At 46.6% G+C, this 26031-nt stretch carries 27 protein-coding genes and 1 riboswitch; of the genes, 23 read left to right on the forward strand and 4 right to left on the reverse strand.

Annotated elements, in window-relative coordinates; all coding sequences use genetic code 11:
* Positions 1-50: 50 nt before the first annotated feature.
* Entirely contained in the window at positions 51-416 is a 366-nt protein-coding gene (locus BLV50_RS15385; RefSeq protein ID WP_053780442.1) for a phage holin family protein, read from the reverse strand.
* A 187-nt stretch (positions 417-603) separates the two neighbouring features.
* Here BLV50_RS15385 and BLV50_RS15390 point away from each other — a divergent pair, with 187 nt between their 5' ends.
* The 4 genes from BLV50_RS15390 (at position 604) to BLV50_RS15405 (ending at position 5495) form a co-directional block, all read left to right on the forward strand.
* The gene (locus BLV50_RS15390; RefSeq protein WP_063564211.1) at positions 604-2973 is read left to right on the forward strand and encodes an endonuclease MutS2; all 2370 of its coding nucleotides are present in this window, start codon (positions 604-606) and stop codon (positions 2971-2973) included.
* Positions 2974-3087: 114 nt separating this feature from the next.
* Positions 3088-3465 carry a DUF350 domain-containing protein gene (locus BLV50_RS15395; protein ID WP_053780553.1) on the forward strand — a complete coding sequence of 126 codons (378 nt, stop codon included), beginning with the start codon at positions 3088-3090 and terminating at the stop codon, positions 3463-3465.
* Between the two features lie 120 nt (positions 3466-3585).
* Positions 3586-4152 (forward strand): hypothetical protein, encoded by a 567-nt coding sequence (locus BLV50_RS15400; protein ID WP_090808656.1) that lies wholly within the window; start codon positions 3586-3588, stop codon positions 4150-4152.
* A gap of 128 nt (positions 4153-4280) precedes the next feature.
* Positions 4281-5495, forward strand: coding sequence for an MFS transporter (locus BLV50_RS15405; RefSeq protein ID WP_072734041.1), 1215 nt, complete (start codon positions 4281-4283; stop codon positions 5493-5495).
* A gap of 61 nt (positions 5496-5556) precedes the next feature.
* Here BLV50_RS15405 and BLV50_RS15410 read toward each other — a convergent pair whose 3' ends face one another.
* Positions 5557-6777 carry an NAD(P)/FAD-dependent oxidoreductase gene (locus BLV50_RS15410; RefSeq protein ID WP_090808658.1) on the reverse strand — a complete coding sequence of 407 codons (1221 nt, stop codon included), beginning with the start codon at positions 6775-6777 and terminating at the stop codon, positions 5557-5559.
* A gap of 96 nt (positions 6778-6873) precedes the next feature.
* On the opposite strand from BLV50_RS15410, the gene BLV50_RS15415 reads away from it, so the two are divergent.
* From BLV50_RS15415 to BLV50_RS15445, 7 genes are all read left to right on the forward strand, one after another.
* Entirely contained in the window at positions 6874-7107 is a 234-nt protein-coding gene (locus tag BLV50_RS15415; protein ID WP_063564215.1) for a hypothetical protein, read from the forward strand.
* 35 nt (positions 7108-7142) lie between these two features.
* Positions 7143-7538 (forward strand): spore coat protein, encoded by a 396-nt coding sequence (locus BLV50_RS15420; RefSeq protein WP_063564216.1) that lies wholly within the window; start codon positions 7143-7145, stop codon positions 7536-7538.
* Between the two features lie 158 nt (positions 7539-7696).
* Complete coding sequence (locus BLV50_RS15425; RefSeq protein ID WP_024628343.1) at positions 7697-8197, forward strand: Lrp/AsnC family transcriptional regulator; 501 nt, start codon at positions 7697-7699, stop codon at positions 8195-8197.
* A gap of 13 nt (positions 8198-8210) precedes the next feature.
* Positions 8211-9419, forward strand: a complete 1209-nt coding sequence (locus BLV50_RS15430) for an aminotransferase class I/II-fold pyridoxal phosphate-dependent enzyme (protein ID WP_063564217.1) — start codon at positions 8211-8213, stop codon at positions 9417-9419.
* Between the two features lie 190 nt (positions 9420-9609).
* Positions 9610-9831 (forward strand): aspartyl-phosphate phosphatase Spo0E family protein, encoded by a 222-nt coding sequence (locus tag BLV50_RS15435; protein ID WP_323374397.1) that lies wholly within the window; start codon positions 9610-9612, stop codon positions 9829-9831.
* A gap of 161 nt (positions 9832-9992) precedes the next feature.
* Positions 9993-10544, forward strand: a complete 552-nt coding sequence (locus BLV50_RS15440) for a type 2 periplasmic-binding domain-containing protein (RefSeq protein ID WP_090808659.1) — start codon at positions 9993-9995, stop codon at positions 10542-10544.
* A gap of 37 nt (positions 10545-10581) precedes the next feature.
* Positions 10582-11118 (forward strand): bifunctional adenosylcobinamide kinase/adenosylcobinamide-phosphate guanylyltransferase, encoded by a 537-nt coding sequence (locus BLV50_RS15445; protein WP_072734039.1) that lies wholly within the window; start codon positions 10582-10584, stop codon positions 11116-11118.
* Positions 11119-11223: 105 nt separating this feature from the next.
* Here the strand turns inward: BLV50_RS15445 and BLV50_RS15450 are convergent, their stop codons facing one another.
* The gene (locus BLV50_RS15450; RefSeq protein WP_024628348.1) at positions 11224-11835 is read right to left on the reverse strand and encodes a DedA family protein; all 612 of its coding nucleotides are present in this window, start codon (positions 11833-11835) and stop codon (positions 11224-11226) included.
* Positions 11836-12062: 227 nt separating this feature from the next.
* Between BLV50_RS15450 and BLV50_RS15455 the strand changes: the two genes are divergently transcribed.
* The 8 genes from BLV50_RS15455 (at position 12063) to BLV50_RS15490 (ending at position 19382) form a co-directional block, all read left to right on the forward strand.
* Positions 12063-12644 carry a cob(I)yrinic acid a,c-diamide adenosyltransferase gene (locus BLV50_RS15455; protein ID WP_063564220.1) on the forward strand — a complete coding sequence of 194 codons (582 nt, stop codon included), beginning with the start codon at positions 12063-12065 and terminating at the stop codon, positions 12642-12644.
* Positions 12641-13624, forward strand: a complete 984-nt coding sequence (locus BLV50_RS15460; protein WP_090808661.1) for an RluA family pseudouridine synthase — start codon at positions 12641-12643, stop codon at positions 13622-13624. The genes BLV50_RS15455 and BLV50_RS15460 overlap by 4 nt, the downstream gene beginning before the upstream one ends.
* A 353-nt stretch (positions 13625-13977) precedes the next feature.
* On the forward strand, positions 13978-14343 hold the full coding sequence (locus tag BLV50_RS15465; RefSeq protein WP_090808663.1) for an arsenate reductase family protein: 366 nt from the start codon (positions 13978-13980) through the stop codon (positions 14341-14343).
* A 173-nt stretch (positions 14344-14516) separates the two neighbouring features.
* Positions 14517-15410 carry a 5'-3' exonuclease gene (locus BLV50_RS15470; protein WP_090808665.1) on the forward strand — a complete coding sequence of 298 codons (894 nt, stop codon included), beginning with the start codon at positions 14517-14519 and terminating at the stop codon, positions 15408-15410.
* Positions 15411-15415: 5 nt separating this feature from the next.
* Positions 15416-16522 (forward strand): phosphodiester glycosidase family protein, encoded by a 1107-nt coding sequence (locus tag BLV50_RS15475; protein WP_256337966.1) that lies wholly within the window; start codon positions 15416-15418, stop codon positions 16520-16522.
* Between the two features lie 29 nt (positions 16523-16551).
* Positions 16552-17247, forward strand: coding sequence for an MOSC domain-containing protein (locus tag BLV50_RS15480; protein WP_090808669.1), 696 nt, complete (start codon positions 16552-16554; stop codon positions 17245-17247).
* 71 nt (positions 17248-17318) lie between these two features.
* Positions 17319-18197, forward strand: coding sequence for an ROK family protein (locus BLV50_RS15485; RefSeq protein WP_090808671.1), 879 nt, complete (start codon positions 17319-17321; stop codon positions 18195-18197).
* 183 nt (positions 18198-18380) lie between these two features.
* Positions 18381-19382, forward strand: coding sequence for an HRDC domain-containing protein (locus tag BLV50_RS15490; protein WP_090808673.1), 1002 nt, complete (start codon positions 18381-18383; stop codon positions 19380-19382).
* Between the two features lie 91 nt (positions 19383-19473).
* On the opposite strand, the gene corA is transcribed toward BLV50_RS15490, so the two are convergent.
* Entirely contained in the window at positions 19474-20409 is a 936-nt protein-coding gene (corA, locus tag BLV50_RS15495) for a magnesium/cobalt transporter CorA (protein ID WP_053780458.1), read from the reverse strand.
* Positions 20410-20862: 453 nt separating this feature from the next.
* Positions 20863-20987: riboswitch (SAM riboswitch) on the forward strand.
* 234 nt (positions 20988-21221) lie between these two features.
* On the opposite strand from corA, the gene metA reads away from it, so the two are divergent.
* The 4 genes from metA to mqnC all read left to right on the forward strand — a co-directional run bounded on the left by metA (position 21222) and on the right by mqnC (position 25918).
* Entirely contained in the window at positions 21222-22139 is a 918-nt protein-coding gene (gene metA, locus BLV50_RS15500) for a homoserine O-acetyltransferase MetA (RefSeq protein WP_063564335.1), read from the forward strand.
* A 24-nt stretch (positions 22140-22163) separates the two neighbouring features.
* The gene (locus BLV50_RS15505; RefSeq protein WP_053780460.1) at positions 22164-23351 is read left to right on the forward strand and encodes an aminotransferase class I/II-fold pyridoxal phosphate-dependent enzyme; all 1188 of its coding nucleotides are present in this window, start codon (positions 22164-22166) and stop codon (positions 23349-23351) included.
* Positions 23344-24537: a trans-sulfuration enzyme family protein gene (locus BLV50_RS15510; protein ID WP_072734033.1), complete on the forward strand. Its 1194-nt coding sequence runs from the start codon at positions 23344-23346 to the stop codon at positions 24535-24537. Before BLV50_RS15505 ends, BLV50_RS15510 begins: the two co-directional genes overlap by 8 nt.
* A gap of 244 nt (positions 24538-24781) precedes the next feature.
* Positions 24782-25918, forward strand: coding sequence for a cyclic dehypoxanthinyl futalosine synthase (gene mqnC / locus BLV50_RS15515; protein WP_063564227.1), 1137 nt, complete (start codon positions 24782-24784; stop codon positions 25916-25918).
* The last annotated feature ends 113 nt before the right edge of the window (positions 25919-26031 follow it).

Raw genomic sequence — 26031 nt, forward strand, 5'->3', positions numbered from 1 at the left:
AAGCCATCAGAGGTTTAGGGGAAGCCTATGGGGAGTAGGTACGTTGGAGCCTATGCGTGATCTTTGGATCTTCTTCCGGCATCAAAAGGGGTGGAAACCGGGATGAACAGATCAATAATCCCAATGACCAATGCAGCCAGAACGGCACCAAGCAGACTGACATGTACATGATCTACGACATATTGACCAATCCAGATCACCAGTGCGCTGACGATGAAGCCGACAATACCACGGCCAAAAGGATTAACCCTTTTCCCGAAGATTCCTTCGACAACCCAGCCAAGCAGAGCGATAACCAGAGCAAGCATCAGTGCGCTCCAGAAACCACCGACGGCGAATCCGGGCACGATCCAGCTGACGACCATCAATACAATTGCGGCGATGATAAATCGCACGACATGTCCCAGAAAATTCATGGTGTTATACCTCCTTTATTCAAATCGGATTGAGCATTGTACATCCTGTTCACTGGTGAGGTTGCACAATCCTGACACCTGTAGTTTGCGGCGCTATGTCGTAAGTTATGTGTGGAAGGATTCGTTAAATAGCGCTAGAAAGTTTCTTTCGTTATAATACAGTTATAGTTTGGAAGGAGTTGTACACTTGGACACGAAAATTTTAAAAACATTGGAATATCGCAAAATTTTAAATACATTGCAAAGCTTTGCCCAGACTACGATGGGAAAAAAGAAAGCGGAACAATTGGAGCCGATCAGTGAACTGGAAGAAGTGAAGAGACTGCTCCAGCAAACCGATGAAGCTTTTATGTTTGATCGTCTGAAAGGCTCTCCATCTTTTGGGGGAATTGTGGATATTACCGCTTCGATCAAACGCGCCGAAATAGGGGGCACGTTGAACCCGCATGAGTTACTGGGAATTTCCAACACCACTTTTGCAGCACGTCGATTGAAACGTCAGATCGCTGCACTCCACGATGATGAAAAGGTGGAATCGATTTTCTACATCAGTGATCAGTTATCTGAGCAAAAAACGCTTGAAGATGCAATTCGTATCTGTATTGACGACAATGCCGAAGTCTCAGATAGCGCGAGTGTAACACTGGCGCAGATTCGTCGTGAGCTGCGCGGCGGTGAAGCTCGCATCCGTGAGAAACTGGATTCGATGATCCGTTCTTCTACAGTATCCAAAATGCTGCAGGACCAGCTGATAACCATTCGGGGAGACCGTTTCGTGATTCCCGTGAAATCGGAATATCGCTCTTACTTTGGCGGGATTGTCCATGATCAATCCGGTTCAGGAGCAACGCTGTTTATTGAGCCAGAATCCATCGTTGCGATGAATAACAAATTGCGCGAGACCCGAATCCGGGAAGAACGCGAAATTGAAGTGATTTTGCAGAAATTAACGGCACTTGTCAGTGAACAGGCAGAGTGGTTATTGGTTGATGTTGACCTGCTGGGATCGCTGGATTTCATATTTGCCAAAGCACGTCTTGCCCGTGAATTGAAAGCCACATTGCCACGCATGAACGATCGCGGATTCATCAAGCTCAAAAAGGGACGCCATCCGCTGATCTCGATTGAAAATGTGGTGCCAACCGACATTGAACTCGGCAACGATTATACGTCCATTATCGTAACGGGTCCAAATACGGGTGGTAAGACAGTAACACTCAAAACGATTGGTTTACTGAGCCTCATGGCAATGTCAGGTTTGTTCGTTCCAGCGGAAGATGGCAGCCAGTTATGTGTTTTTGATGCGATTTACGCGGACATTGGTGACGAACAGAGCATTGAACAGAACCTGAGTACATTCTCCAGTCATATGACGAACATCATTCGGATACTGAAGAACATGACAACCAAAAGTCTGGTGTTGCTTGACGAACTTGGGGCAGGTACCGACCCGGCAGAAGGTTCTGCACTGGCGATCTCCATTCTGGAGCATATGCATCAGACCGGATGCCGCATGGTAGCAACAACGCATTACAGTGAGCTGAAAGCTTACGCTTATGAGCGAAAAGGTGTTATTAATGCCAGCATGGAATTCGACGTTAATACACTGAGCCCTACCTACCGACTACTCGTCGGTGTGCCGGGACGGAGTAACGCGTTTGCAATTGCGGAGCGGCTAGGTCTGCCAGGATACATTCTGGATTACGCGCGTGGCGAAGTGAAAGAAGAAGACCAGCGTGTAGAGCATATGATCGCTTCCCTGGAAGAGAACCGGCTTACTGCGGAGCAAGAACGTGAGAGTGCGGAACGTCTGCGCCAGGACATGGAGAAATTGCGCAGCCGTCATCAAGCCGAACTGGAGAAGCTGGAACAGCAGCGTGACCGACGCATTGAAAAAGCGGAAGAAGATGCCCGCAACATTGTGGACAAGGCCAGAGCGGAAGCTGAGAAGATTATAACTGATCTTCGTCAGCTCGCTATGGAAGAAGGCGCATCCGTGAAGGAGCACAAACTTATTGCTGCTCGCAAACAACTGGATGAAGCTGAACCTGAGAAACGCAAGAAGACGGCTAAGCGCACTTCAACGGCAACGAAGTCTCGGGCCATCGGACCGGGCGATGAAGTTCTTGTCTACAGTTTGAATCAAAAAGGTCATGTGGTGGAGATGTCAGGCACCAAGGATGCCATGGTTCAATTGGGGATCATGAAAATGAAAGTATCCCTGAATGACCTGGAATTACAGCAGTCTGCACCAGCAGAAGCCAAACCGAAGCAGAAACCGGTAACCGGCGTGAAACGAACTCGCGATGACAATGTGAAAAGTGAACTGGATTTGCGGGGGACGAATCTGGAAGAAGCCTTGATGGAGACAGATCGTTTTATCGATGAAGCTTTCCTTGCTAATCTGGGTCAGGTGTATATTATTCACGGTAAAGGAACAGGAATTTTGCGTTCCGGTATTCAGGATTACCTGCGTAAGCATAGACATATAAAAAGTTACCGGCTGGGCAATTACGGAGAAGGCGGAAACGGTGTGACCGTCGCAGAATTGGAATAGCCCGACCAGGAATCAAAGAAGTTCTGCCGCCTGAGTGAGTTCAGGCGGCAGAATGGGGAAGGGGAACGATGAGTGAAAGGGACGATTGACGAATTGCTGTCTCATCCCTTGGGGATGGTGCTCGGATTTTTCTCCGTAGCGATTATGGAGCTGCTTGTATTTCTTGCTTGCTTTGAACTGGTGACCAAGTACAAATGCTGGCATGAAATCAAGAAGGGCAATGTGGCGGTTGCGATGGCTACAGGAGGCAAGATCTTTGGAATCTGCAACGTGCTTCATTTCTGCATTCAGGCCAAATCATCGGTGTATGAAGCTATGACGTGGTCATTTGTAGGATTTGTCCTTCTGCTCATTGCCTATTTTCTATTCGAGTTTCTGACACCGGTGTTCTCCATTGACAAGGAGATTGAAGCGGATAACCGGGCCGTTGGATTGATATCCATGATTATTTCCGTCTCGTTGTCATTTGTTATTGGCGCGAGCATCATGTAGGGGGACCGTTCATGAAGATATTGATACGGATTCTGTTTGCTGCATCGATTGTATTTTTTGCCATAGGCATCATATATGTGTTAAACACATGATTATCTGAAAGAGAAAGGTTGATTTAATATGGAACCAACAGTATGTCCATGGTGCCACACCGAAATTGTATGGGATGAGGAGCTAGGTCCAGAAGAAGAATGCCCTTACTGTCATAATGAATTAAAGGGATATCGTACTCTAAACATCAATATCGGTGATGAAGAGAACAATGAAGCCGAGGAAGACATCTATGATATGGATGATGTTGAGGACGGTGAACAAACTACGGATCTCGCCAATTTGTGGGGAGATGAAGTAGAGCTGAAATTGCCGGAGCTTCGTACATTGACGAAATATGCGGATGAGGGCAATGATCTGATTCAATACGAAGAAGGCGTGGAGAAGCAGCTTGATTTGCAAGAAGAGGTTCCGGAATGCCCACACTGCCGTGAATTCATGATCCTCACGGGTACACAGAAGGCAACCAAGGATACGTTCAACCCTGTTGCCAACGCTGTCTCTGGTACGGATTCGTTGCTGGATGCGCCGTTCTCTGTACAAATGTATGTATGCTCAGGTTGCTTCCAGGTTCAATATAACCTGTCCGAAGATGACCGTCTGCGTCTGATCCAGAATTTGAGTGCACGGAAATAAGAGAGTAAGACGCTTCTGAAAATATAATAATCCGGGAATTTCATCATGTTTTCCTTCTGCTTGGGGTACGTTAACCCTTAGACCTTGCCTGTGAAGTGCTGACTTCAGGTGGAATAAGGAGGGAGCAGATGAAGATTTCTCTGGGCCGACAATCCATTCTGCTACTAGGCGTGAATGGATTGTTTGTGTTAGCCGGAGCTTTGTCGGGAACGTTTCTGAATGTGTATCTGTGGAAAAGTCGTCCCGACTACGCTATGCTGGGATGGTTTACGATCAGCCAGCAAATTGCACTTGGACTCACGTTTTGGCTTGCGGGAAAGTGGGTCAAGGAACATAACAAAATGAGTGCGTTGCGATTAGGAACGGCCTTGTCAGGTATTTTTTACATGCTTGTTTTATGGGCGGGACCAAAAGCGGTTGACTGGATATGGCCTCTGGGGATTTTGTTTGGATGTGCACTTGGATTGTTCTGGATTGCGTTCAATGTGGTTTATTTTGAGGTGACTGACCGGGAGAATAGGGACCTGTTCAATGGCTGGGTGGGTCTGCTGGGTTCCATGACAGGCATCATCGGTCCGTGGTTCTCAGGTCTTATTATTTCACGAATGGTTGATAATTCGGGTTATCGCCTTATTTTTACGGTGTCATTGGTCATATATGTGATTGCCGTTGTGTTCAGTTTTTTTCTGAAAAAAAGGGAGGTCAGCGGCACATACCGCTGGTCTGAACCGTGGCGACAGTTGTCTGCCAAGGATAGCGCATGGAGACCGCTTGGCATGGGACTGTTTGCACAAGGCGTGCGGGAAGGCGTATTTGCCTTTCTGATTGCATTGCTTGTCTATGTGGCAACTAAGCAGGAATATAAACTAGGGCAGTTCTCGCTAATTACTTCAGCCGTAGCACTGGTGAGTTACTGGGCCGCAGGAAAATGGTTTAAGCCGCAATACAGGTCCAGAGGGATGTTAGCCGGTGCGATATTGTTATTCATCGTGTTAATTCCGCTATTATGGAAGGTCAGCTATGGTACGCTTTTAATTATGGGAATTGGATCTGCCTTGTCGATGCCGTTGTATATTTTGCCAATGATTTCGGCAGGATTCGACCTGATGGGAGCGAGCGGCGAAAATGTAGAGAAAAGGGTTGAACTTGTCGTATTAAGGGAGCTTTGTTTGATGGTCGGTCGTTTATTTGGCCTTGCTGTATTTATTCTGACGGTCATGAATGGCCCTTCTTTACAAACATTAACCTGGCTTATTGTGGCGCTTGGGGCTTTCCCGCTTATTGGCTGGATATTCATGCGCAACTTGTTAGTACATCCGGATCAGCAAGAACCCTCAGCATAGGGAAAAGGGTACAGTCCAGGGAATAATCCTGAGCTGTACCCTTATTTATTTGAGGCGTTGCTTACACAGGAGAAGGTTTACTCGTTCTCGTTAATGAGAAAAGTTCCATATCGCCATTCTCAACTCCTGTAACAGCATCGGCCAAAATAGAAGCAGCGAACATGCTGTACACTGTACCGTTACCGCCATAACCCTCAAGAAAATAAGAATGCGGGTATTCAGGATGTGGGCCGATAAACGGAAGTCCGTCATTCGTATTGCCAAATACGGCACCCCAGGCATAATCAACTTCAAGACCCTCCAGTGGGAAATAAGAGCGAACTTCTTCCAGGAGTGTATCTCCCCGGTGTCTTGCCCGAATCTCACGCTGATCTTCCCTCGGTGTCTCTTCATCCAGACCGCCAGCAATGATCCGTCCGTCTGGTGTGGTTCTCATATACAGGTAAGGGCGTGCCGTCTCCCAGATCAGACTGTGCTCATACCATTCCTTAAGGTCAGGCAACGGTTTAGTAGCGATAGCATAGGTGGTTTGTAGGTAGGCTCCTTGATCCTTTTTGATGGCCTGCGTCTCATAACCGGCAGCAAAAATAACCTTGCTGGCGCGGATTTTCCCACCTGAAGTATGACACAGCACACCATCATCATCGAATTCACAATGAATCATCTCAGTCTGTCCATAGATTCGTGCTCCTCGTTTGCTTGCCGATTCAAACAAGGCATGAACAAAACGATACGGGTTCACTTCAGCATCCCCCAACGTATATAATGCGGCAGGTTTGCTGAAGGGGAAATGGGTGCTGATTTTGTCGGAATTCCACAGTTCAGCTTCAAAGCCATAATGCTTCAACGTTTGATATTCTTCCTCCAGCATGGCTACATCATCAATGCTGCTGGCAAAACAGAGACTGGTCCGTGGAATAAACCAGGGATCGGTATCCAGCCTGTCCGCAATTTGTGTGAGTTTCTGCATGGCTTCACGACATAGTTCATAGAAGCGCACGCCTGTCTTTTCACCAAAGGTATTGATACAGGAGGTCAGTGTTTTGTCGTTTGTGTACTGCAAAAGTCCTGTATTGGCTGAACTACTGCCATGCGCAATCTTTCTCTTATCAATAACAACCGTATTAACTCCACGCTCCGTAAGCAATTCGGAAGTCAGTGCCCCCCCCATACCACCACCTATGATCAAGCAGTCACAGGAGATGTCGGTTTGTAGCGAGGGATAGTTAGAATTTGGGTTGAAAGTGGAAGGCCAGAACGGTGTACCATAGACCAGATCCATTAGAAACATCTCCTTCATGATTACGTTTGTATACTTTTGAGTGACCGGGTTAACAATAATTGCGCATAAACTTTATGCCGAGGAGGTCAACGAAACATGCAGAATCAATCCATGCAAGCGCTGAGTCCGAAAGAATTGAATTATATTGCGGATTCAATAACCAATGAAGAACTGCTGATCAAGCAGTGCGCGGCTACAGCTTCTATCTCACATAATCCGCAAATTCAGCAGGCACTGAATCACTATGTTCGTTCCCATGAACAGCATCTGAACACACTCGTTAATGCTTTGCAACAACATCAATCTATTGCTCCAACACAAGCACAGTAATAGAAGCCGAATCTAACCGTATAGGAGGAAATCGTGTGTATTCTCAATCTTTATCATCTAGTGGATCTTTTATGCAGGAACAGGATTTGTTGAAGTCGATTCTTGCGGATTTAAGACGAACCGCGCGCGAATATACGACAGCAACAACCGAAGCTTCCTGTCCCATTACACGTCGGATGTTCACAGATTTGACCAATGATACACTCCGTTTGCAAGGTGAGCTGTTTAATGTGATGCAGCAGAACAACATGTATTCGGTAGGCTCGAAGGCATTGCGCCAGGATGTGGACAAGCAGATTCAATCGGCCCACCAGACCCAACAGAAATGCCAGCAGTTCATTCAGGAAAAGAATACGCAGGCCAGTGCTTACAACCAGGCGCCTAATGTACCCCAGCATCAACCGAATTACGGTAACCCTTATTACATGTAACCTTTGTAATTATGGTTTGAAGCAGGTACTGTTACAGACCATACCACCGCTTGCCCGAATTCAGGGCGGGCGGTTTTTGTCTTTGCATGATCGTTGAATTCATGTAATATAAGTATTAATTCATTTTCAGGAAGCTGGATGACGCTGGAGGGAAAGACATGAAGGATCTGAACGATCTGCAATTAAAAGTTCTGGATTTGTTGAAGGAAGACGCGAGAAGGACTCCCGCACTGCTGTCGACGCTGCTGGGGGAGTCGGAAGATAAGATCAAGAACGCCGTGGCCCAGCTTGAACAGGACCACGTGATTGTGAAATACGCAACCGTTGTGAACTGGAGCAAGATTGATGATGAGAAAGTAACGGCCTTGATTGAAGTACAGATTACGCCTGAGCGTGGTCGTGGCTTCGAAGGGATCGCTGAACGCATTTATCTGTATCCGCAAGTGAAATCGGTATATCTCATGTCAGGTGCATATGATCTGCTCGTAGAAGTAGAAGGTGGCAACCTGCGTGAAGTCGCTAATTTTGTATCGGAGAAATTGTCTCCGATTGACTCTGTACTTTCAACCAAAACGAATTTTATTCTTAAAAAATATAAGCAGGACGGGATTATTTTTGAAGACCATCAGGAAGACAACCGTCTCATGATCTCGCCGTAAAGGAAGATGCGTCATGATAGTGAATGAACAGACAACAGGAAACAACAAGAAAATGACTTCGTATTTGGCACCTTTGGTTCAACAGATACCGCCATCCGGCATACGCAAATTTTTTGATCTGGTTGGCGATAACAAGGATATCATCACACTGGGTGTAGGTGAACCGGACTTTGTAACACCGTGGCATATGCGTGAAGCTTGTGTATATTCACTCGAAAGAGGCATGACCAGTTACACTTCCAATGCGGGTATGCCGAAACTGAGGGAAGCCATCAGCGAGTATCTGGATACTCAATTTGATACCAAGTATGATCCAAAGGACGAAATTATCGTTACCGTTGGTGGCAGTGAAGCCATTGATCTGGCATTGCGTGCATTGATTGTACCCGGAGACGAAATTCTGATTCCAGAACCTTCGTATGTGGCATATTCTCCAATCGCTTCGATTGGTGGAGGTATACCGGTTGGTGTAGAAACGTATGCGAAGGATCAGTTTAAACTGACTGCCGAGGCGCTGGAAGCGGGAATTACGCCGAAGTCGAAGGTTCTTATCCTCTGTTATCCGAGCAATCCGACAGGTGCCATCATGACCTATGAAGAATGGTTGCCTATTGCTGAAGTGATCAAAAAGCATGATCTGATCGTCATTGCGGATGAGATTTATGCTGAGCTGACGTATACGCAAAAACATGTTAGTTTCGCTACGATTCCGGATATGAAGGAACGTACCATTTTGGTTAGTGGGTTTTCCAAGGCTTTTGCGATGACCGGCTGGCGAATTGGGTATATGTGCGGACATCCTGAACTGATTGCAGCCATGCTCAAAATTCATCAGTACACGGTGATGTGTGCACCTGCTATGGGACAGGTGGCCGCGCTTGAGGCATTGACGAACGGTTTGGGTGAGAAGGATAGAATGGTTGAATCCTATAATCAGCGCAGACGCCTTATCGTGCAGGGTTTTAGAGATATTGGACTGGACTGCCATGAACCCCAGGGAGCATTTTATGCATTTCCTAGTATCCAGAAGACGGGGCTGAGTTCGGATCTTTTTGCTGAGCGTTTGCTAACGGAAAATAAAGTGGCGGCTGTACCGGGGAATGTATTTGGTCCACAAGGTGAAGGATTTCTTCGTTGTTCCTATGCAACATCTGTGACCCAATTGAATGAAGCCTTGGAACGAATCGGAAACTTTGTTTACAAACTGCAAAAAGAGGGTTAATAGGGATTAGAAGCTTCTGATCGACATAAACTTTCTTCAAACTAGAAAAAAATAACTTTCTTTTACAAAATATTGTGATATAATTTCAATTTGAAATAAGTTTTTCTTGTATTTGGAAACTAATTTTTCCAAGGAGGGGTTGGCTTTGTTTTGTGTTGAATATGATTTACCGACTAATCGTGGGCATTATTTGGCAGAAGGCGATCATGGCGACCGATGGTCGGTGAAACCGGATCACGCATCTTTGCATAACGTTTCCTTGGAAGATGAGATCCATATGCTACGCCGCAAGATGGAACAGATATTCCTTGAAGAGAAATCATTCACATCCGATATTGTAATTGAAATTAGCAGTTTGCTAGATTTGAAGATTAATGAATACATGAAGGCTAATCCGATTAAAGGAAAGTAATTTTTCGTTGTATCGAAACGTTACGCATATTCGATTCGAAGAAGACCCGGAAAGGGTCTTTTTTTTGATCTATGAACAGATTGCTTTGGATAGGTAGGGTTATTTTTTTGCGTGGAACAATTGTGATATATTGTACATAGGAGACTAAAGGGGGAACTGGAATGAAGAGATTTTGGGGGTTTACCGCAATCATTTCTATGATTTTTCTGCTTGCTGGCTGTGGCGGTAAGGACGGTTTTACCATTTTTATCATTGATAACCAAGGAAATCCATCCGTGATCTCGGAGCAGTTGCAAGCTAATTTGCAGCAGAAGCTGGGCGAGGAGCCCAAGGTGGAGGTTATCACCAGTGCAATGTATGATGTTCAGAAAATTATGGTAGAATATGCGGCTGGTGGTCATGATATTTTCATTTTGCCTGAGGCTGATATGAAGCAGTACGGAAGTAACGGCTCCAATATTCCGCTGGATGATACATTTGATGCGGAGAAGTATAAGCGCGGTGTATTTGAAGGCGGGGTCCTGGTTGAAAAGGGTGAAGGAGATGACGGTTCAGATATCAAGACAGAATCACATCTCTATGGCATTCCCTTGGAAGACATGCAAATGTTCAAAGATGTAGATTATGCTGCGCAAAATCTGTTTGCTACCATTCCGGTGTCGGCGTCTAATGTCGAAGAGTCCAAGAAAGTGCTGAAGGCGCTGACAGAGTAAATGCAATCTAGTATGGCTACTGAAGGAGGGGAGCGGATTGCTAATTACGGTCACAGGCGGCATAGGCAGTGGTAAAACCCGATTTGCGCTTGGATACGCAGCCCGGATTAGCCGGGAGGGCATCTATTTATCCACTGGTGATCATGATCCCGTGATTCCCGAATTGCCATCCGCTCATTATCGTGCCATCCAGGCTGGGAACGGCCAGCACCTGACGGAGGTGCTTCACCAGATTAATCGAGAATCCAATCTCTTCCTGGCAGATCAGCGGATTGTCATTGTGGATAGTCTGACCGCATGGATGGCAGCCGGGTTCAGGGCAAGTGATGATCTGGATCAGCAGCGTTCAGAGACACAGCTGTTGCTGGACGCCCTTCTGTCTTACCAGGGAAAGCTGCTCGTGATTACCAATGAAATGCACGGTTCTTTATATCCTTCAGAGGAAGAACGAATTTTTGCAGCAAGAATGGCGTCAGTTAACCGGGCGTTGCAGGCGCATTCGGAACAGATGTATCTGTTGATATCTGGCTTGCCTGTTGATCTCAAAGATCGAGGGCTGCGATATGAAGATTAGTATTTCATAGTGTTAAACGATGGACGAGCCTAAAGAAGCCTCCGTTACCACAAATTGTGGTGCGGAGGCTTTATTTTATGACAAAAGCTATGCGTGTAAATTTCTTTATTTCCGAGTTTTATTGCGTCTGATCCACCAGATTATACAGCCAACAACAATAATCGCCAGAAGTACATATACGACCAGGGAGTACACGTCCATAAAGTGCAGAATACTCTCCCATGAAGCACCGAGAGCCGCACCAACCGAGACGAGAATAATATTCCAGGCCAGTGTTCCAATGGTTGTGAAGAGTAGGAATAAACCAAATTTCATGTTGGACATGCCGGCAGGAATTGAGATCAGGCTTCGAACAAGGGGAACCATGCGACAGAATAGTACGGTCCACATTCCATATTTGTCAAACCATGCATCGACACGGTGGATATCTTCTTTTTTGATCCGCAGAATATGACCCCAACGTTCTACAATCTTCTCCAGCCGATTGACATCAATCAGCAGTCCGATCCCATAGAGAATGACAGCCCCAAGCACAGAACCAATGGTAGCAGCAATAATAACACCGGGAAGGGTCAGGCTGGTGTAGGTGGTCATGAAGCCGCCAAAAGGTAATATGATTTCGGAGGGGATGGGGGGAAATACGTTTTCAAGCGCAATAATGAGTGCAATGCCTATGTAGCCGTATTGTTCCATGAAATCGGTTATCCAGTTTTGCATAATCGTCTCCTCTACTTTTGGTTTGCAAGGATTTGGCGTATACTCGGCAGAGTACACCAACTCATATATACGTGTGAAGGATCTCACTGGTTTCTGAAAATAATAGCATTCCCGTATTCATAGCAGGTCAAGTATACTGATTAAGTTAAACTCTAGAAGGGCAATGCATTTATATTTAACCCCAGCGTTCTACCATGCGAATGATATTAACAATAGGAGGGATTACAATGGGCATATATACACGAACAGGTGACGAGGGGCAGACCTCAGTCATTGGTGGACGGGTCATCAAGGACGATGACCGGGTTGAAGCTTACGGGACAATTGATGAGCTGAATTGTTTTGTTGGGCAGGCCATCAGTTTTATTGATCAAGCAAATGGGGAATTTGAGGATTTGCGTGAACACTTGCTCGAAATTCAGCAAGAATTGTTTGATTGCGGGTCCGATCTCGCCTTTGTAAAAATTAGCGAAACCAAATATAAAGTACGGGATGAGATGGTCACCCGGCTTGAGCAATGGATTGATCTGTATGATGCGGAAAATCCGAAGGTGGAACGGTTTATTTTGCCAGGGGGCAGTTTGCTCTCTTCCACATTACATGTCTGCCGTACAGTATGTCGTCGCGCTGAACGCCGCGCCGTAACACTCGGACAGCACACGGATATCAACCCTTCTGTACGACGTTATTTGAATCGTCTGTCTGATTATTTCTTCGTTGTAGCTCGGACTGCCAATGCGAGACAACAGGTAGCTGACATTGAGTATGTGCGGAGCAAAAAAGTATTCCGCCGCAAAGACAAAGAATGAGCGATTATTATTCACCACTTATTTACACGGTTCCCGAAAATGAAGATGGCTGGCTGCTGAAGACCGTGCTTCAGCGGCGCCTACAGGTTTCGCGCAAGCTCCTGTCGAGAATCAAACTTACAGAGCAGGGAATTATGTTGAATGGCGAGCGGGTATACATCAGCGTCAAAGTTAGCGCAGGTGACGTCCTGGAAGTCCGAATGGAACAGGAAGAGTCGGATGATATTTTACCTGAGCCGATTCCCTTTACGATACTGTATGAAGATGAGCACTTGCTTATCGTGAACAAAGATTCCGGTGTCATCGTACATCCAACACATGGGCATTACACAGGTACTTTGGCAAACGGGGTTGTCCATTATTGGAAGTCCAAAGGCGAGCGATTCCGCTTCAGGCCGATTCATCGACTGGATCAGGAAACATCGGGTGTGCTGGCAATCGCAAAAAATCCATATGTGCACCAGCATGTGTCTGAACAGATGATCGCAGGAACGGTGGATAAACAATATATTGCCTTAGTGCACGGTAGTCCTGCACAAGAAGAGGGGGCCATCGATGGCCCGATTGATCGTGATCCCGAAGAGCCGCATCGTCGAATCGTTACACCTGACGGGTATGCGGCAAGAACGTTATACACGACCGTTGTCCGATGGGCGGGCGGAAGTGCCAGTGCGGTGAATCTGAAGCTGGAGAGCGGCAGAACCCATCAAATAAGGGTACATATGACATCGATTGGCTGCCCGTTAATTGGGGATCGGATGTACAAGACCCTTCCTGTGCATGAGATCGATGGGCAGACCATGGCTGTTCGGGAGGAACGAGATACTTGGATTGCCCGTCAGGCATTGCACGCATGTGAGCTGGCGTTTGACCATCCCATTTTGCAAAGCCGTATGACGTTCCAAGCCCCGTTGCCCGCTGATATGGCTGCCCTGGAGGCTCGCCTGGATACGGAGGCATCACCTAGAGAAGTATTGTGAAATGCTGTCAAACGGCCTGTGATTTGCGCTGTGTGCGGACTTCAGTGCATGGTGCGTCCGCATATCAACTGGATGTAAGATAACCCATGTGAGGGATGCGATGTATCCGAACAATATGCCGTAGGCTAAGGTCTTGCGATTATAAGCTCTTTGGTTCTAGAGCTCTTAGGTCATAGTGTCTTGATCCTAAAATGATATAACCGAATGTATATTTTTCTCATTCGAAAAGAGGTTTAAAATTACAGTGCGATGGTATCGGTTTGGAGCGACTTTTGGATTTGCAAAGCAAACCAAGGGAAGCGAGAAGTCGAAACCGGAGCACCACCGGAGCACACATAGGAGGACAAGTAACGATGAGTAATCTAAAAGTATATCAATACGCCAAATGTGGCACGTGCCGCAAAGCCGTAAAATGGCTGGAAGCTCAGGGGCATGAGCTGGAATTAATCCCTATTTTCGACACACCTCCATCCGAAGCAGAATTAACGGAGTTGATTCAGAAGAGCGGACTTGAAGTGAAGAAGTTTTTTAATACGAGCGGGGAAGTGTACAAGGAGCAGCAATTGAAGGACAAGTTGCCAGGGTTGTCCACAGAAGAGCAGATTCGTTTGCTGGCTTCCAATGGTCGTCTGATTAAACGTCCAATCGTTACGGATGGTCACAAAGTGACCGTAGGATTCAAAGAAGACACGTATGAGCAGGAATGGAACAACGCGTAATTTATAGATGAATGATTTCATTGATTGTTAAATGAACCAAGGTGAAAAAGGCTCTGAATGTTCAAATTTCAGGGCTTTTTTGGCTGGTCGATCCTTGGCGGAACTATGCTATAATGATAGAATTAGTTCGATATTTTATTTGCTAGATACAGGACAGGAGAGAACAAATTCAAGTGAATCAACGTAATGAACCTACTTTGTTGCTGGTAGATGGTATGGCGGTGTTGTTCCGTGCATTCTATGCAACATCTGCAAGCGGATATATCAGACGTACAAAGGCAGGCGTGCCAACCAACGCAGTATACGGATTTATCCGTTATTTTTGGGATGCGGTTCAGACCTTTGGGCCAAGTCATGTCGTATGCTGTTGGGATATGGGGGGCAAGACGTTTCGCGGTGAAGAGTATGCAGCTTACAAGGGGAACCGTCCGGAAGCTCCGGATGATCTGATTCCTCAGTTTGCTCTGATTCGTGAAGTGATGGATAGTTTGAACATTCCGAATATTGGCGCTCAAGGATATGAGGCTGATGATTGCATCGGTACACTTGCCAAGTACTACACCGAGCAGACGGATATGAACGTGTTGGTACTTACGGGTGACCATGATATGCTGCAACTGATTGATGACCGCACAAGCATTATTATTATGAAAAAAGGTCATGGCAATTACATGGTGTATACGCCTGAATCTCTAATGACGGAGAAACAACTGACGCCTTGTCAAGTGATTGACATGAAAGGTCTGATGGGCGATGCCAGTGACAATTATCCTGGGGTACGGGGCATTGGGGAGAAGACGGCTTTGAAACTTGTGCAGGAGTTTGGCTCCATAGAAGGCATTTTGGACAATATGGATAAACTTACCCCTTCGGTACGTAACAAGATTGAGAATGATCTCGATATGCTTCATCTGTCTCGTAAACTGGCAGAGATTCACTGTGCTGTTCCGGTAGCTTGTGCACTGGATGTATGTGAATTGCGTCTTGATCCGGATATGGTGATGGACAAGTTCGAACAACTTGAGATGAAGAGCCTGGGCTCTTGGATGGGAGTGGCAATAGGGTGAGTAGTATGCAGACAAAAAGGACGGGCAAAAAGTGGTGGACAGGGGCTATGGCCCTCGTCCTTGCTTTCCCGGTAATCCTTTCAGGAGCGGTGAGTGCTCCACAGACAGCGGATGCCAAAGCGGCAATTAGCACCAAGGTACAGAAAGTAAAAGCAGCAGGACGCAGTTTTACCGTGCAGACGGTTAGTATTCCCAAGGGTACACCAGTTACCGTAGGATTGGCGAAGAAGCAGGTCGGTCAGACCGCAACATTACCTTCGATTGTTAAGGCATATGGCGCGCAAGCGGCCATTAACGGAGCGTTTTTTGAAGCTTATAACGGAGCTCCAGATCCATACGGCATGTTAATAGCAAACGGCAAAGTTATACATATTGGAAGATACGGAACAACGATCGGGTTTAAGGAAGACGGTTCAGCCATCATGGATTCGCTTCAAGTGAGTCTGACGGGTAAAGTAACAGATAAAGAAGGGAAATCACGCAGTTGGTATGCGACCTTTATTAACCGAACACCTTCCGCGAATGCGAGTATTACGATGTTATACACGCCAGAGCGGGGATCTACAGTCGGGTTCAAAGGAGGTACGGCGGTTGTGATGGAGAAAGGGATTGTCACCAAGAAAGTACCGAATACCGATGTAGCCATTCCGAAGAATGGCTCGGTGCTGGTCTTCACGGGAAATCAGAAATCTTCGTCGGATCGCTTCACCGTTGGATCAACTGTAGAGATGAATTATAAATACACCAATGCAGCAGGCAAAGAGATCCCTTGGCAAGATGTAGTCACCGCTGTGGGCGCAGGTCCGCGTCTGGTGAAAGACGGCAAAATTGCCGTAAATCCAACGAGTGAGGGCTTCAAGGATACCAAAATTCTCAATGCCTCCGGCGCAAGAAGCGGTATAGCCATAATGGCCGACGGTTCGGTTATGTTGGCTACCGTGTCAGGAGCGACGATCAAAGAATGGGCTGCTGTCATGCAGAAGCTTGGTGCCAAGGAGGCAATGAACCTGGATGGTGGTGCATCTTCTGGCATGTATGCTGGTGGCAAAATGCTTACTTCCCCGGGCCGCTTGTTAAGTAATACACTTGTTTTTGGTGGCTCTGTTCGTTAAAAGAAAGCTAATATGGGAGGTAGGATCAGATGACACTCACACATAACCGGAAGCCAGATGAAAGCAAAACGGCGGTATTAGCTGTAAACGTAGGGCAACTTCAGGCCTTGCCTGGCCAGAAGCGCGAAGTGATGAGCGGCATTGTGAAAAATCCCATATCCAGCCCGGTCTTCCTGTCATTCACCGGAATGACAGGGGATGCCCAGGCGGATCTCGAGCATCATGGTGGGCCTGATAAGGCAGTTTGTGTATACGATTACAGTCGTTATGCGGCGCTTGAACAACTGATGGATCGCAAGCTGGACTGGGGAGCTTGTGGAGAAAATCTGACAGTTGAAGGCTGTATGGAGGAAGAAGTCCGGATCGGTGATGTGTATGAATTGGGGGAAGCCACGGTACAGGTCAGCCAGCCAAGACAGCCTTGCTTCAAGCTTGGTGCACGGTATGATTACAAAGAGCTGCCTGTTTATTTTCAGGATAGCGGGCATACCGGATTTTATTTTCGGGTGTTGCAAGAGGGCGAGGTAACTCCTTCTGCAATATTCAGACGAATAAGCACGAACCCTGCATCAATGACCATTCTGGAAGCCAATCGAATTATGCATCAGGGGAAGCAGGATGCCGTTGCTATGCGTGCTTTGCTGGCCATTCCAACGTTAGCCGACAGCTGGAAGCAGACCTTATTGAAGCGATTGGTCAAGCTCGAAACTGCTGAACAGGATTAATTCATGCCCTCGTTTAGAGAACAGATTCGAAGATCCATTTTAATTTTAAACTACTTGGGAGAGTGACTAGCATGACGATTTTAGGCGCAATTGAAGCTGGAGGAACCAAATTTGTATGTGGTATCGGTACGGAAGAAGGAGAAGTTATTGAGCGCGTAAGCTTTCCAACGACGACACCGGAAGAGACGATGGCTCAAGTAATCGCTTTTTTTGAAGGTAAAGGTATTGAAGCTTTGGGTGTAGGTTCATTTGGTCCAATTGATCCGATTGAAGGAAGCCCGACCTATGGTTACATCACAACAACACCCAAACCGCATTGGGGTCAGTATAACCTGATTGGTAAGCTCAAGGAGCACTTTGATGTACCGATGACGTTCGACACGGATGTAAATGGTGCTGCACTTGGGGAAGCAACCTGGGGGGCTGCACAAGGCCTGGATAGCTGTCTGTATATTACTGTCGGAACGGGTATTGGTGCAGGCGCAGTTGTAGGTGGCAAAATGGTCCATGGATTGTCACATCCAGAGATGGGACACATCATTGTACGCAGACATCCTGAAGATACGTATGAAGGGTTCTGTCCGTATCATGGGGACTGTCTGGAAGGGCTTGCCGCAGGTCCTGCCATCAATAAACGTTGGGATCAACCGGCTTACGAACTGCCAGCCGATCACAAGGCCTGGGAGATTGAAGCACATTACCTGGCGCATGCTCTGATGAATTATGTATTGATCCTCACACCTCAGAAAATTGTAATGGGTGGCGGTGTGATGAAGCAGGAGCATCTGTTCCCAATGGTTCGCAGCAAACTGCAGGAATTGCTCGCTGGATACGTTCAGCATCCTGCACTTCAGTCCGAAATTGACCAGTATGTCGTTTCACCGGGACTTGGCGATAACGCAGGACTGTGTGGTTCGCTTGCGTTGGCCAAATTGGCTTTGAACAAGTAAATAGCTTTACAAACAAGCAGTTGACTAATTTTTCCATTGTGGTAATATTATGAGCAACAGCATAGCACGGTTAATGAGGAAGCACCTCTCTTGCATGGATTTTGCAGGAGAGGTGTTTTTTTGTTGCTTAATTTAGCACAAAACAGACTGTGTCGAGCTGAACTATTGAAGGAGGGACAAGAAATGGAAGTCATTTTCATGAACAGATTATCCAGAATGTCAGGTCAGAATGAAGAGCATGCGCAGTTGTGGATCGGTGAAGAAGAAGGAGCGTGGCATCTGGGATGGAGCCGATATGAGGAAGGAGATCGAACGGATGACATCTGGTATGCTGGCAGTTCGTGGGACGAGCTGTTACATGTTTATCGTCATCAGTTAGCCATACAGATGGGCGAAGGATATCGTCCGTTGCTGCAGGGTATGTTTCACGAAAATGATGATTTGAAGTCGCGCAGTTATGGCGGTCAACGTCTTCATTGTTACAGTGAATTATATGGCAATGAGGGGCTGTATATGGACCTATGCATATGGCGCAGGAAGAGAGCAGCGTCTGACAGGAAGGCTCCCTATTTTATTGCAACAAACCGGTTGTTACGCATGATCAGTGCATTTGTTCCACAAACCATCGATGAATTGATGCAACTGCCTGGCGTAGGAGAGAGCAAGGCTTCCGAGTACGGAGCTGAATGGTTGGAGCTTACGAATGGACTGGAACGTTCCACATCTTTTCCGCTAGAGTGGGTGTACTCGGTTCTGAAGGAACAAGAATATGAGAGCTGGTTGTACAAACAGAGAGAGCAGAAATACAAGCAGGAGCTAGACAGATTTACCACACGGAAGCAGGTACTTGAAGGGATGAAAGAAGGATATACGTTAGAGGAGATCGTGAATCGTTCCGGATTGTCCCGTCGGGAGCTAATTGAACTGTTAGAGGCACTGGATTTGGAGGGGTATGACACAGATTGTCTACTCGATGCGGAGCTTGCTGTCATGCCCGAAGATGAGCAAGAGGCGGTATGGAGCGCCTACGAGGAGCTGGGAGATACGTTTCTGAAGCCCGTGTTACATAAGGTGTATGGAGAAGAGAAGCCTGGCGGGAGCAATCTGGAGCAGGTCTACGAAAGACTGCGCATGATTCGCATCCGGTTTCGTCGTCACACAGAGACAGAGCAGAATGCAGGCTAGATTGGAAATAGAACGTTAGTTGTCATACAATAAACTAATTATAAAAAAGACGAAGCGTCTCCAAAAGTGGAGCGCTTCGTCTTTTGCTATTTCAAACCCAATCTTTTTTGCGGAAAATAAAGAACATGCTTAGGCCCAGCGTAACCATTAGGCCAATAACCACGAAATAACCATATTTCCAGTCCAACTCAGGCATGTTCGTGAAGTTCATCCCATAGATGCCAGTGATAACGGTCAGCGGCATGAACACCGTGGTAATGGCGGTGAACACACGCATGATTTCATTCGCCCGGTTGGCGATACTGGATTGGTAAGCTTCTCGTAAGTTCCCCATCAGGTCGCGATAAGTCTCAAAGGTTTCGGATATTTTCACAGCATTCTCATAAATGTCACTGAAATACTTTTGCAGTTGATCATCAATAAGACGCAGATCTTTTTTATTGAGTGTGTTAATGACCTCTTTCTGAGGTCCCAGCACTTTCTTCAGCCACAAAATCTCACTGCGCAACCCGATAATCTCATTCAGATGAGACTTCTTGGTGTGCATCAAAATGTCTTCTTCTAGCTTCTCGATACGCGCTTCAATTCGGTCACCTACGGTGAAATAATTATCAACAATCAAGTCAACCAGCAGATACAGCAGCTTATCCGGCGTACTAATTTCCTGTTCCCATAGGATCGGTTTCAATGTTCGCAATTCGCTAACTTTCTGTTTGGTCACACTGATAATAAAGTGTCTGCCAAGGAACAAGTTGACGGCACGTAAAAAAATCTCTTCATCATCAAAACGAATGCTATTAATAACAATAAAATAATGGCTCTCATAAATTTCAATCTTCGGACGTTGTTCTTCGTCACTCAAACAGTCTTCCACGGCCAGATCATGCATCATGAACAGCGGTTGAAGTACCGCCAAATCGTCTACGTCCGCATCAATCCAGTAAAACCCCTCCGCTGGTGGAGTCAGCGCCTGCTGAATGTCGTCCACCGGAATAAATACACCGTTATTTACCAACCGGATTTTCATTATTCATCTACTCCTTCTGCACCCGCCAAATGGGCGGATTTCATCAATATGGGCGCAAAAAGAACAGATCAGCCGGTCGGCAGCGGAGCCTGGAAGTCAGGACTGCGTTCGCTCTATAATCAAACGGAAGTAACGTCCCGCTGCCGGCATGCTGATATCAATTCTCTATGCAGTTTGTCGGAATTCGGCTGCCAGTCAGGCCTCGGGTCGCCATCCATTGAATATGTCACCTCTCACATAAGGGTTTATAACACTTGTCTAGTATACCGCTGGTACAGGGTCCTTTCAAGCGCAAAAATGTGTCGATTTCGCGCCCTGGAGCAGTGTATGACAACGGATGATGAACGGTTCCGATCCTGAGGAACAGACATTGAACTACACCTTGACGTGAGGGGATTAATGTCTTAAAGTAAAAGGTGAACCACACTAGTATTTACAATTGAATAAAGCGAAATCTTATCAAGAGTAGGTGGAGGGACTGGCCCGATGAAACCCGGCAACCGGCGGTATACCGCACGGTGCTAATTCTTGCAGCGACCAAGTGTCCAAGTGACACTGTTGTAACTGAGAGATGAGAGAGGCGCATATCTATTTACATATGACCTTTCTCGGAATCCGAGGAAGGTCTTTGTTATATGCACCGACTTCTCAGCAGTGATTTTCGCTAAGGAACTTGAGCTTGCCGCCAGCAATGTGGTTGCAATTCAGCGCCTGCAGGCAAGCTCATGGCAGCCTATAACTGTACGGATGCGAATCGTATCGATTCCGCAGTGGCTGCATCTATTTATGCACAAGGAGGAGTTAGAAACACCATGCCAATCAAAATTCCAGACACACTGCCTGCCAAGGAAGTACTTGCAGGAGAGAACATCTTTGTCATGGACGAGACATCTGCTTACCAGCAGGACATTCGTCCACTACGTATCGCTATATTAAACCTGATGCCCACAAAGGAAACGACAGAAACACAATTGCTTCGTCTGGTGGGTAACACACCAATTCAGGTAGATATCGTTCTGGTTCATCCGAAGTCTCATACGTCCAAGAATACTTCCCAGGAATATTTGGACTTGTTCTACAAAACCTTTGATGAGATTGAACACCGCCGTTTTGACGGCATGATCATTACAGGCGCTCCTGTAGAGCAAATGGATTTTGAAGACGTGAACTATTGGAAAGAAATCCAGGAGATCTTCGAATGGACCAAAACCAATGTGACTTCGACCATGCATATATGTTGGGCTTCCCAAGCGGGTTTATACCATCATTTTGGAGTTCCCAAAGTTCCATTGGATGAAAAATGTTTTGGCGTATTCTCACATACGATCAACAGATCCAATGTGCAGTTGCTGCGCGGATTTGATGAAGTATTCAACGTCCCTCATTCCCGCCATACGGAAGTGCGGCGTGAAGATATTGAAAAAAATGAAAACCTTGAAATATTGGCTGAATCTGAGGAAGCGGGTATTTTCCTGGTTGCTACCAAAGACGGCAAACAGATTTTTGCAACCGGACATGCTGAGTATGACCCTCTTTCATTGAAATGGGAATATGACCGTGATGCAGCTAAAGGCATGGACATTGCGCTGCCTAGACATTATTTCCCGAATGACGATCCTTCCCGTGTTCCCCCGGCCACTTGGCGGGCACATGCAAACTTATTATTCTCTAATTGGCTCAATTACTATGTGTATCAAGAGACACCTTACGATATTGGTCCGCAAATCTAATCGACATTACAGGAGGATGCTGCAATGGAAGACAATAAGTTGAAAATCGAAAGTCGATTGGCCCAAATTGGGTCTATCAATGAACCGGTAACGGGCGCCATTAATTTTCCGATCTATCAATCCACTGCGTTTCGCCACCCAAAGCTTGGACAAAGCACGGGATTTGATTATATTCGTACGACCAATCCAACTCGTAAAGTGTTGGAAGAAGCAGCGGCAGCGTTGGAATCCGGTGATGCAGGTTTTGCCTGTAGCTCCGGCATGGCTGCTTTGCAAACGATTTTCGCTTTATTTGGACAAGGGGATCATCTGATTGTATCGCTGGATCTGTACGGCGGAACGTATCGGTTGCTTGAACGCATCCTGTCTCGATTTGGTGTGACGGCAAGTTACGTAGATACCAATGACCTGGCAGCTCTGGAAAGTATTCGTCAGCCGAATACAAAAGCGGTATTTATTGAGACACCAACCAATCCACTAATGATGATTACGGATGTGGAAGCGGTATGCTCCTGGGCTAAGAGCCATAACTTGCTGACCATTGTGGATAATACACTACTGACTCCGTTCTTCCAGCGTCCAATTGAACTCGGTGCTGATATCATTATCCATAGTGCCACGAAGTATCTGGGTGGTCATAATGATGTACTTGCCGGATTAATTATTACCAAAGGGGAAGAATTGTCGGCCGAAATGGCATTCCTGCACAATTCTATTGGAGCAGTGTTGTCTCCAAGCGACTCCTATCAGCTGATGAAAGGCATGAAGACACTCGCTCTTCGCATGGAGCGGCATGAGTATAATGCTTTGACGATTGCCAAGTACCTTTTGGAGCACCCAGCCGTTAATGAAGTGTATCATCCTGGTTTGTCGGATCATCCCGGATTTGAAATACAGAATAAACAATCCAGTGGAAATACAGGCATTTTCTCTTTCAAAGTAAAGGATGCTCGTTATGTTGAACCGTTGCTTCGTCACATCAAACTGATTGCTTTTGCGGAAAGCCTCGGGGGTGTAGAGTCATTGATGACTTATCCTGCGGTACAGACCCATGCGGATATTCCGATTGAAATTCGTGACGCGGTAGGTGTAGATGACCGTCTGTTGCGCTTCTCTGTAGGGATCGAGCACGCCGAAGATCTGATTGCTGATCTGGGCAATGCACTCACAGCTGCACAGCAGGAGATAGAAGGGGGAACGCATCATGAGTGAGCAAAACAATAATGCTAACAATCATGAACGGAATGTTCATTCCGACCTGAAGTTCGATACCAAGCTGCTGCATTTCGGTGATGAAATCGATAAAACCACCGGGGCTTCCAGTGTGCCAATTTATCAGGCCTCCACATTCCATCATTTTGATATTTTTAATCCACCTCAACATGATTATAGTCGTTCCGGTAACCCGACTCGTCAGGCATTGGAGGATTACATTACATTATTGGAGGGTGGGGCACGCGGATTTGCCTATTCCTCAGGCATGGCTGCCATCTCCAGTGTGTTCATGATGTTCTCGGCAGGCGATCACATGATTGTGACGGAAGATGTATATGGAGGAACGTATCGACTGCTTACTTCCATTCTGAGCCGGATGCAGATTGAGACTACCTTTGTGGATATGACCAATATTGAGGAAGTAAAGGCAGCACTCAAACCGAACACGAAGGCAGTCTATATGGAGACACCATCCAACCCGACACTTCGGATCACGGATATTGCTGCAGTCACCTCCTGGGCACAGGAACATGAGTTAATCTCCATTCTTGATAACACCTTCATGACGCCTTATTACCAACGTCCGATTGAGCTCGGGGTGGATATTGTCGTACATAGTGCGACCAAGTTTCTTGGCGGACACAGTGATGTGCTGGCAGGTTTAGCCGTTGCTCGTACGGATTCATTGGGTACACAGCTAAAACAATTGCAGAATGGACTTGGAACCGTGCTCGGGGCTCAGGAATCCTGGCTACTGATGCGTGGTATGAAGACCTTGGGTGCGCGTATGGCACACAGTGAACAGAGCACAGCGAAGCTGGCTGCATGGCTTAGTGGACGCAGTGATATTACGGCTGTATTTTATCCGGGGCTGCTGGATCATCCCGGCCGTGAAGCTCATGAACGTCAGTCAAGCGGATACGGGGCAGTCGTGTCATTTGACGTTGGTTCAGGCGATCGGGCCAAGGCAGTACTTAATCGTGTGAAATTGCCAATTGTTGCCGTGAGTTTGGGTGCGGTTGAAAGTATCTTGTCTTATCCTGCAATGATGTCTCATGCGGCTATGCCGGCTGAGGTTCGCCGTGATCGGGGTATAACTGACGGATTACTGCGCTTCTCTGTAGGTCTGGAAGACATCGATGACCTGATTGCAGATCTGGATCAGGCACTTCAGGACTCGTAGGATCGAACAGTATTGAAACACGGGTGTTAGAGCCCGCTGAAAAAGAAATGAAATAGATAGCATATGTAAACATTTTTATTAATTTTTAAAGCACCTTCTCATAAGGTGCTTTTTTTCACATGTAACCTGTGTTACGATATGTGGAGTACAGAAATGCGATGTTGCCACCAAAACTTTCATCTATATGAGCAAGTTGGGACGGATCGTGATTATATTTTCTCTTCATGAGGGAGGCTTTTTTACGATGAGTACGGTAGACCGTATCTTAGATAAAGCCCTTCGGGGCGAACGTTTGGACTTGGAAGACACGATTCAGCTGTTTGAATCAAATGAAGTAGACAAAATCGGGGCCGCCGCCAATGTGATTGTAAAACGCATGCACCCCGAACCATACAGAACATTTGTAATTGGGCGTAACGTCAACTACACGAACGTGTGTGATGTGTACTGCCGTTTTTGTGCTTTCTACCGCAGACCTGGCTCTGACGAAGGATATGTACTTCCCGATGAAGTCATCTTCCAGAAGATTCAAGAAACCGAAGACGTAAATGGTACCGAGATTTTGATGCAAGGCGGAACGAATCCGAATCTGCCGTTTAGCTATTACACTGACCTGCTCAAAGCGATCAAGGAGCGTTTCCCTAATATTACGATGCACTCCTTCTCGCCAGCTGAAATTATGAAAATGGTTGAAGTGTCCGACGGTCTTACTTTGGAAGAGGTTGTACGTGCAATTCACGAAGCGGGACTCGATTCTCTGCCTGGTGGTGGTGCGGAAATCCTGGATGACCGTACACGCCGCAAAATCAGCCGTTTGAAAGGTTCATGGCGCGATTGGATGGATGTTATGCAGACAGCTCACCGTATCGGTATGAACACAACGGCAACGATGGTTATCGGCCTTGGTGAAACGATGGAAGAGCGCGCACTGCACCTGCTTCGTGTACGTGAAGCTCAGGATGAGTGCATTGCGAACAAGTATGATTCCGAAGGATTCCTGGCGTTCATTCCTTGGACATTCCAACCGGATAATACAAACCTGAAGCTGGAGCGTCAGACACCAGAAGAGTACCTGAAGACGGTAGCGATCAGTCGACTGGTGTTGGACAACATCAAAAACATTCAATCCTCATGGGTAACGATGGGACCTGAAGTCGGCAAAAAATCACTCGAATTTGGCTGCAATGACTTTGGTAGCACCATGATTGAAGAGAACGTGGTATCTGCTGCAGGCGCAACGTACAAAGTCAACATTGGTTCCATTACGCAACTGATTCGGGAGTCCGGTTATATTCCGGCACAGCGTAACACAAGATATGACATCCTGCGGACGTTTGATGAGAATAATGCCATTCAACAAGATTTTGTAATGCAGAACTAATATTTATTTTATAGTACATCACGCTGATGAATTGAATGGATAAGAATCATTCAGTCAGTTTGGATATGAAGTCCGTTGATTACTCTTTAAGGGGGAATCGGCGGACTTTTTAA

This window comes from Paenibacillus sp. 276b, from assembly GCF_900107875.1.
GTDB lineage: Bacteria > Bacillota > Bacilli > Paenibacillales > Paenibacillaceae > Paenibacillus > Paenibacillus marchantiae.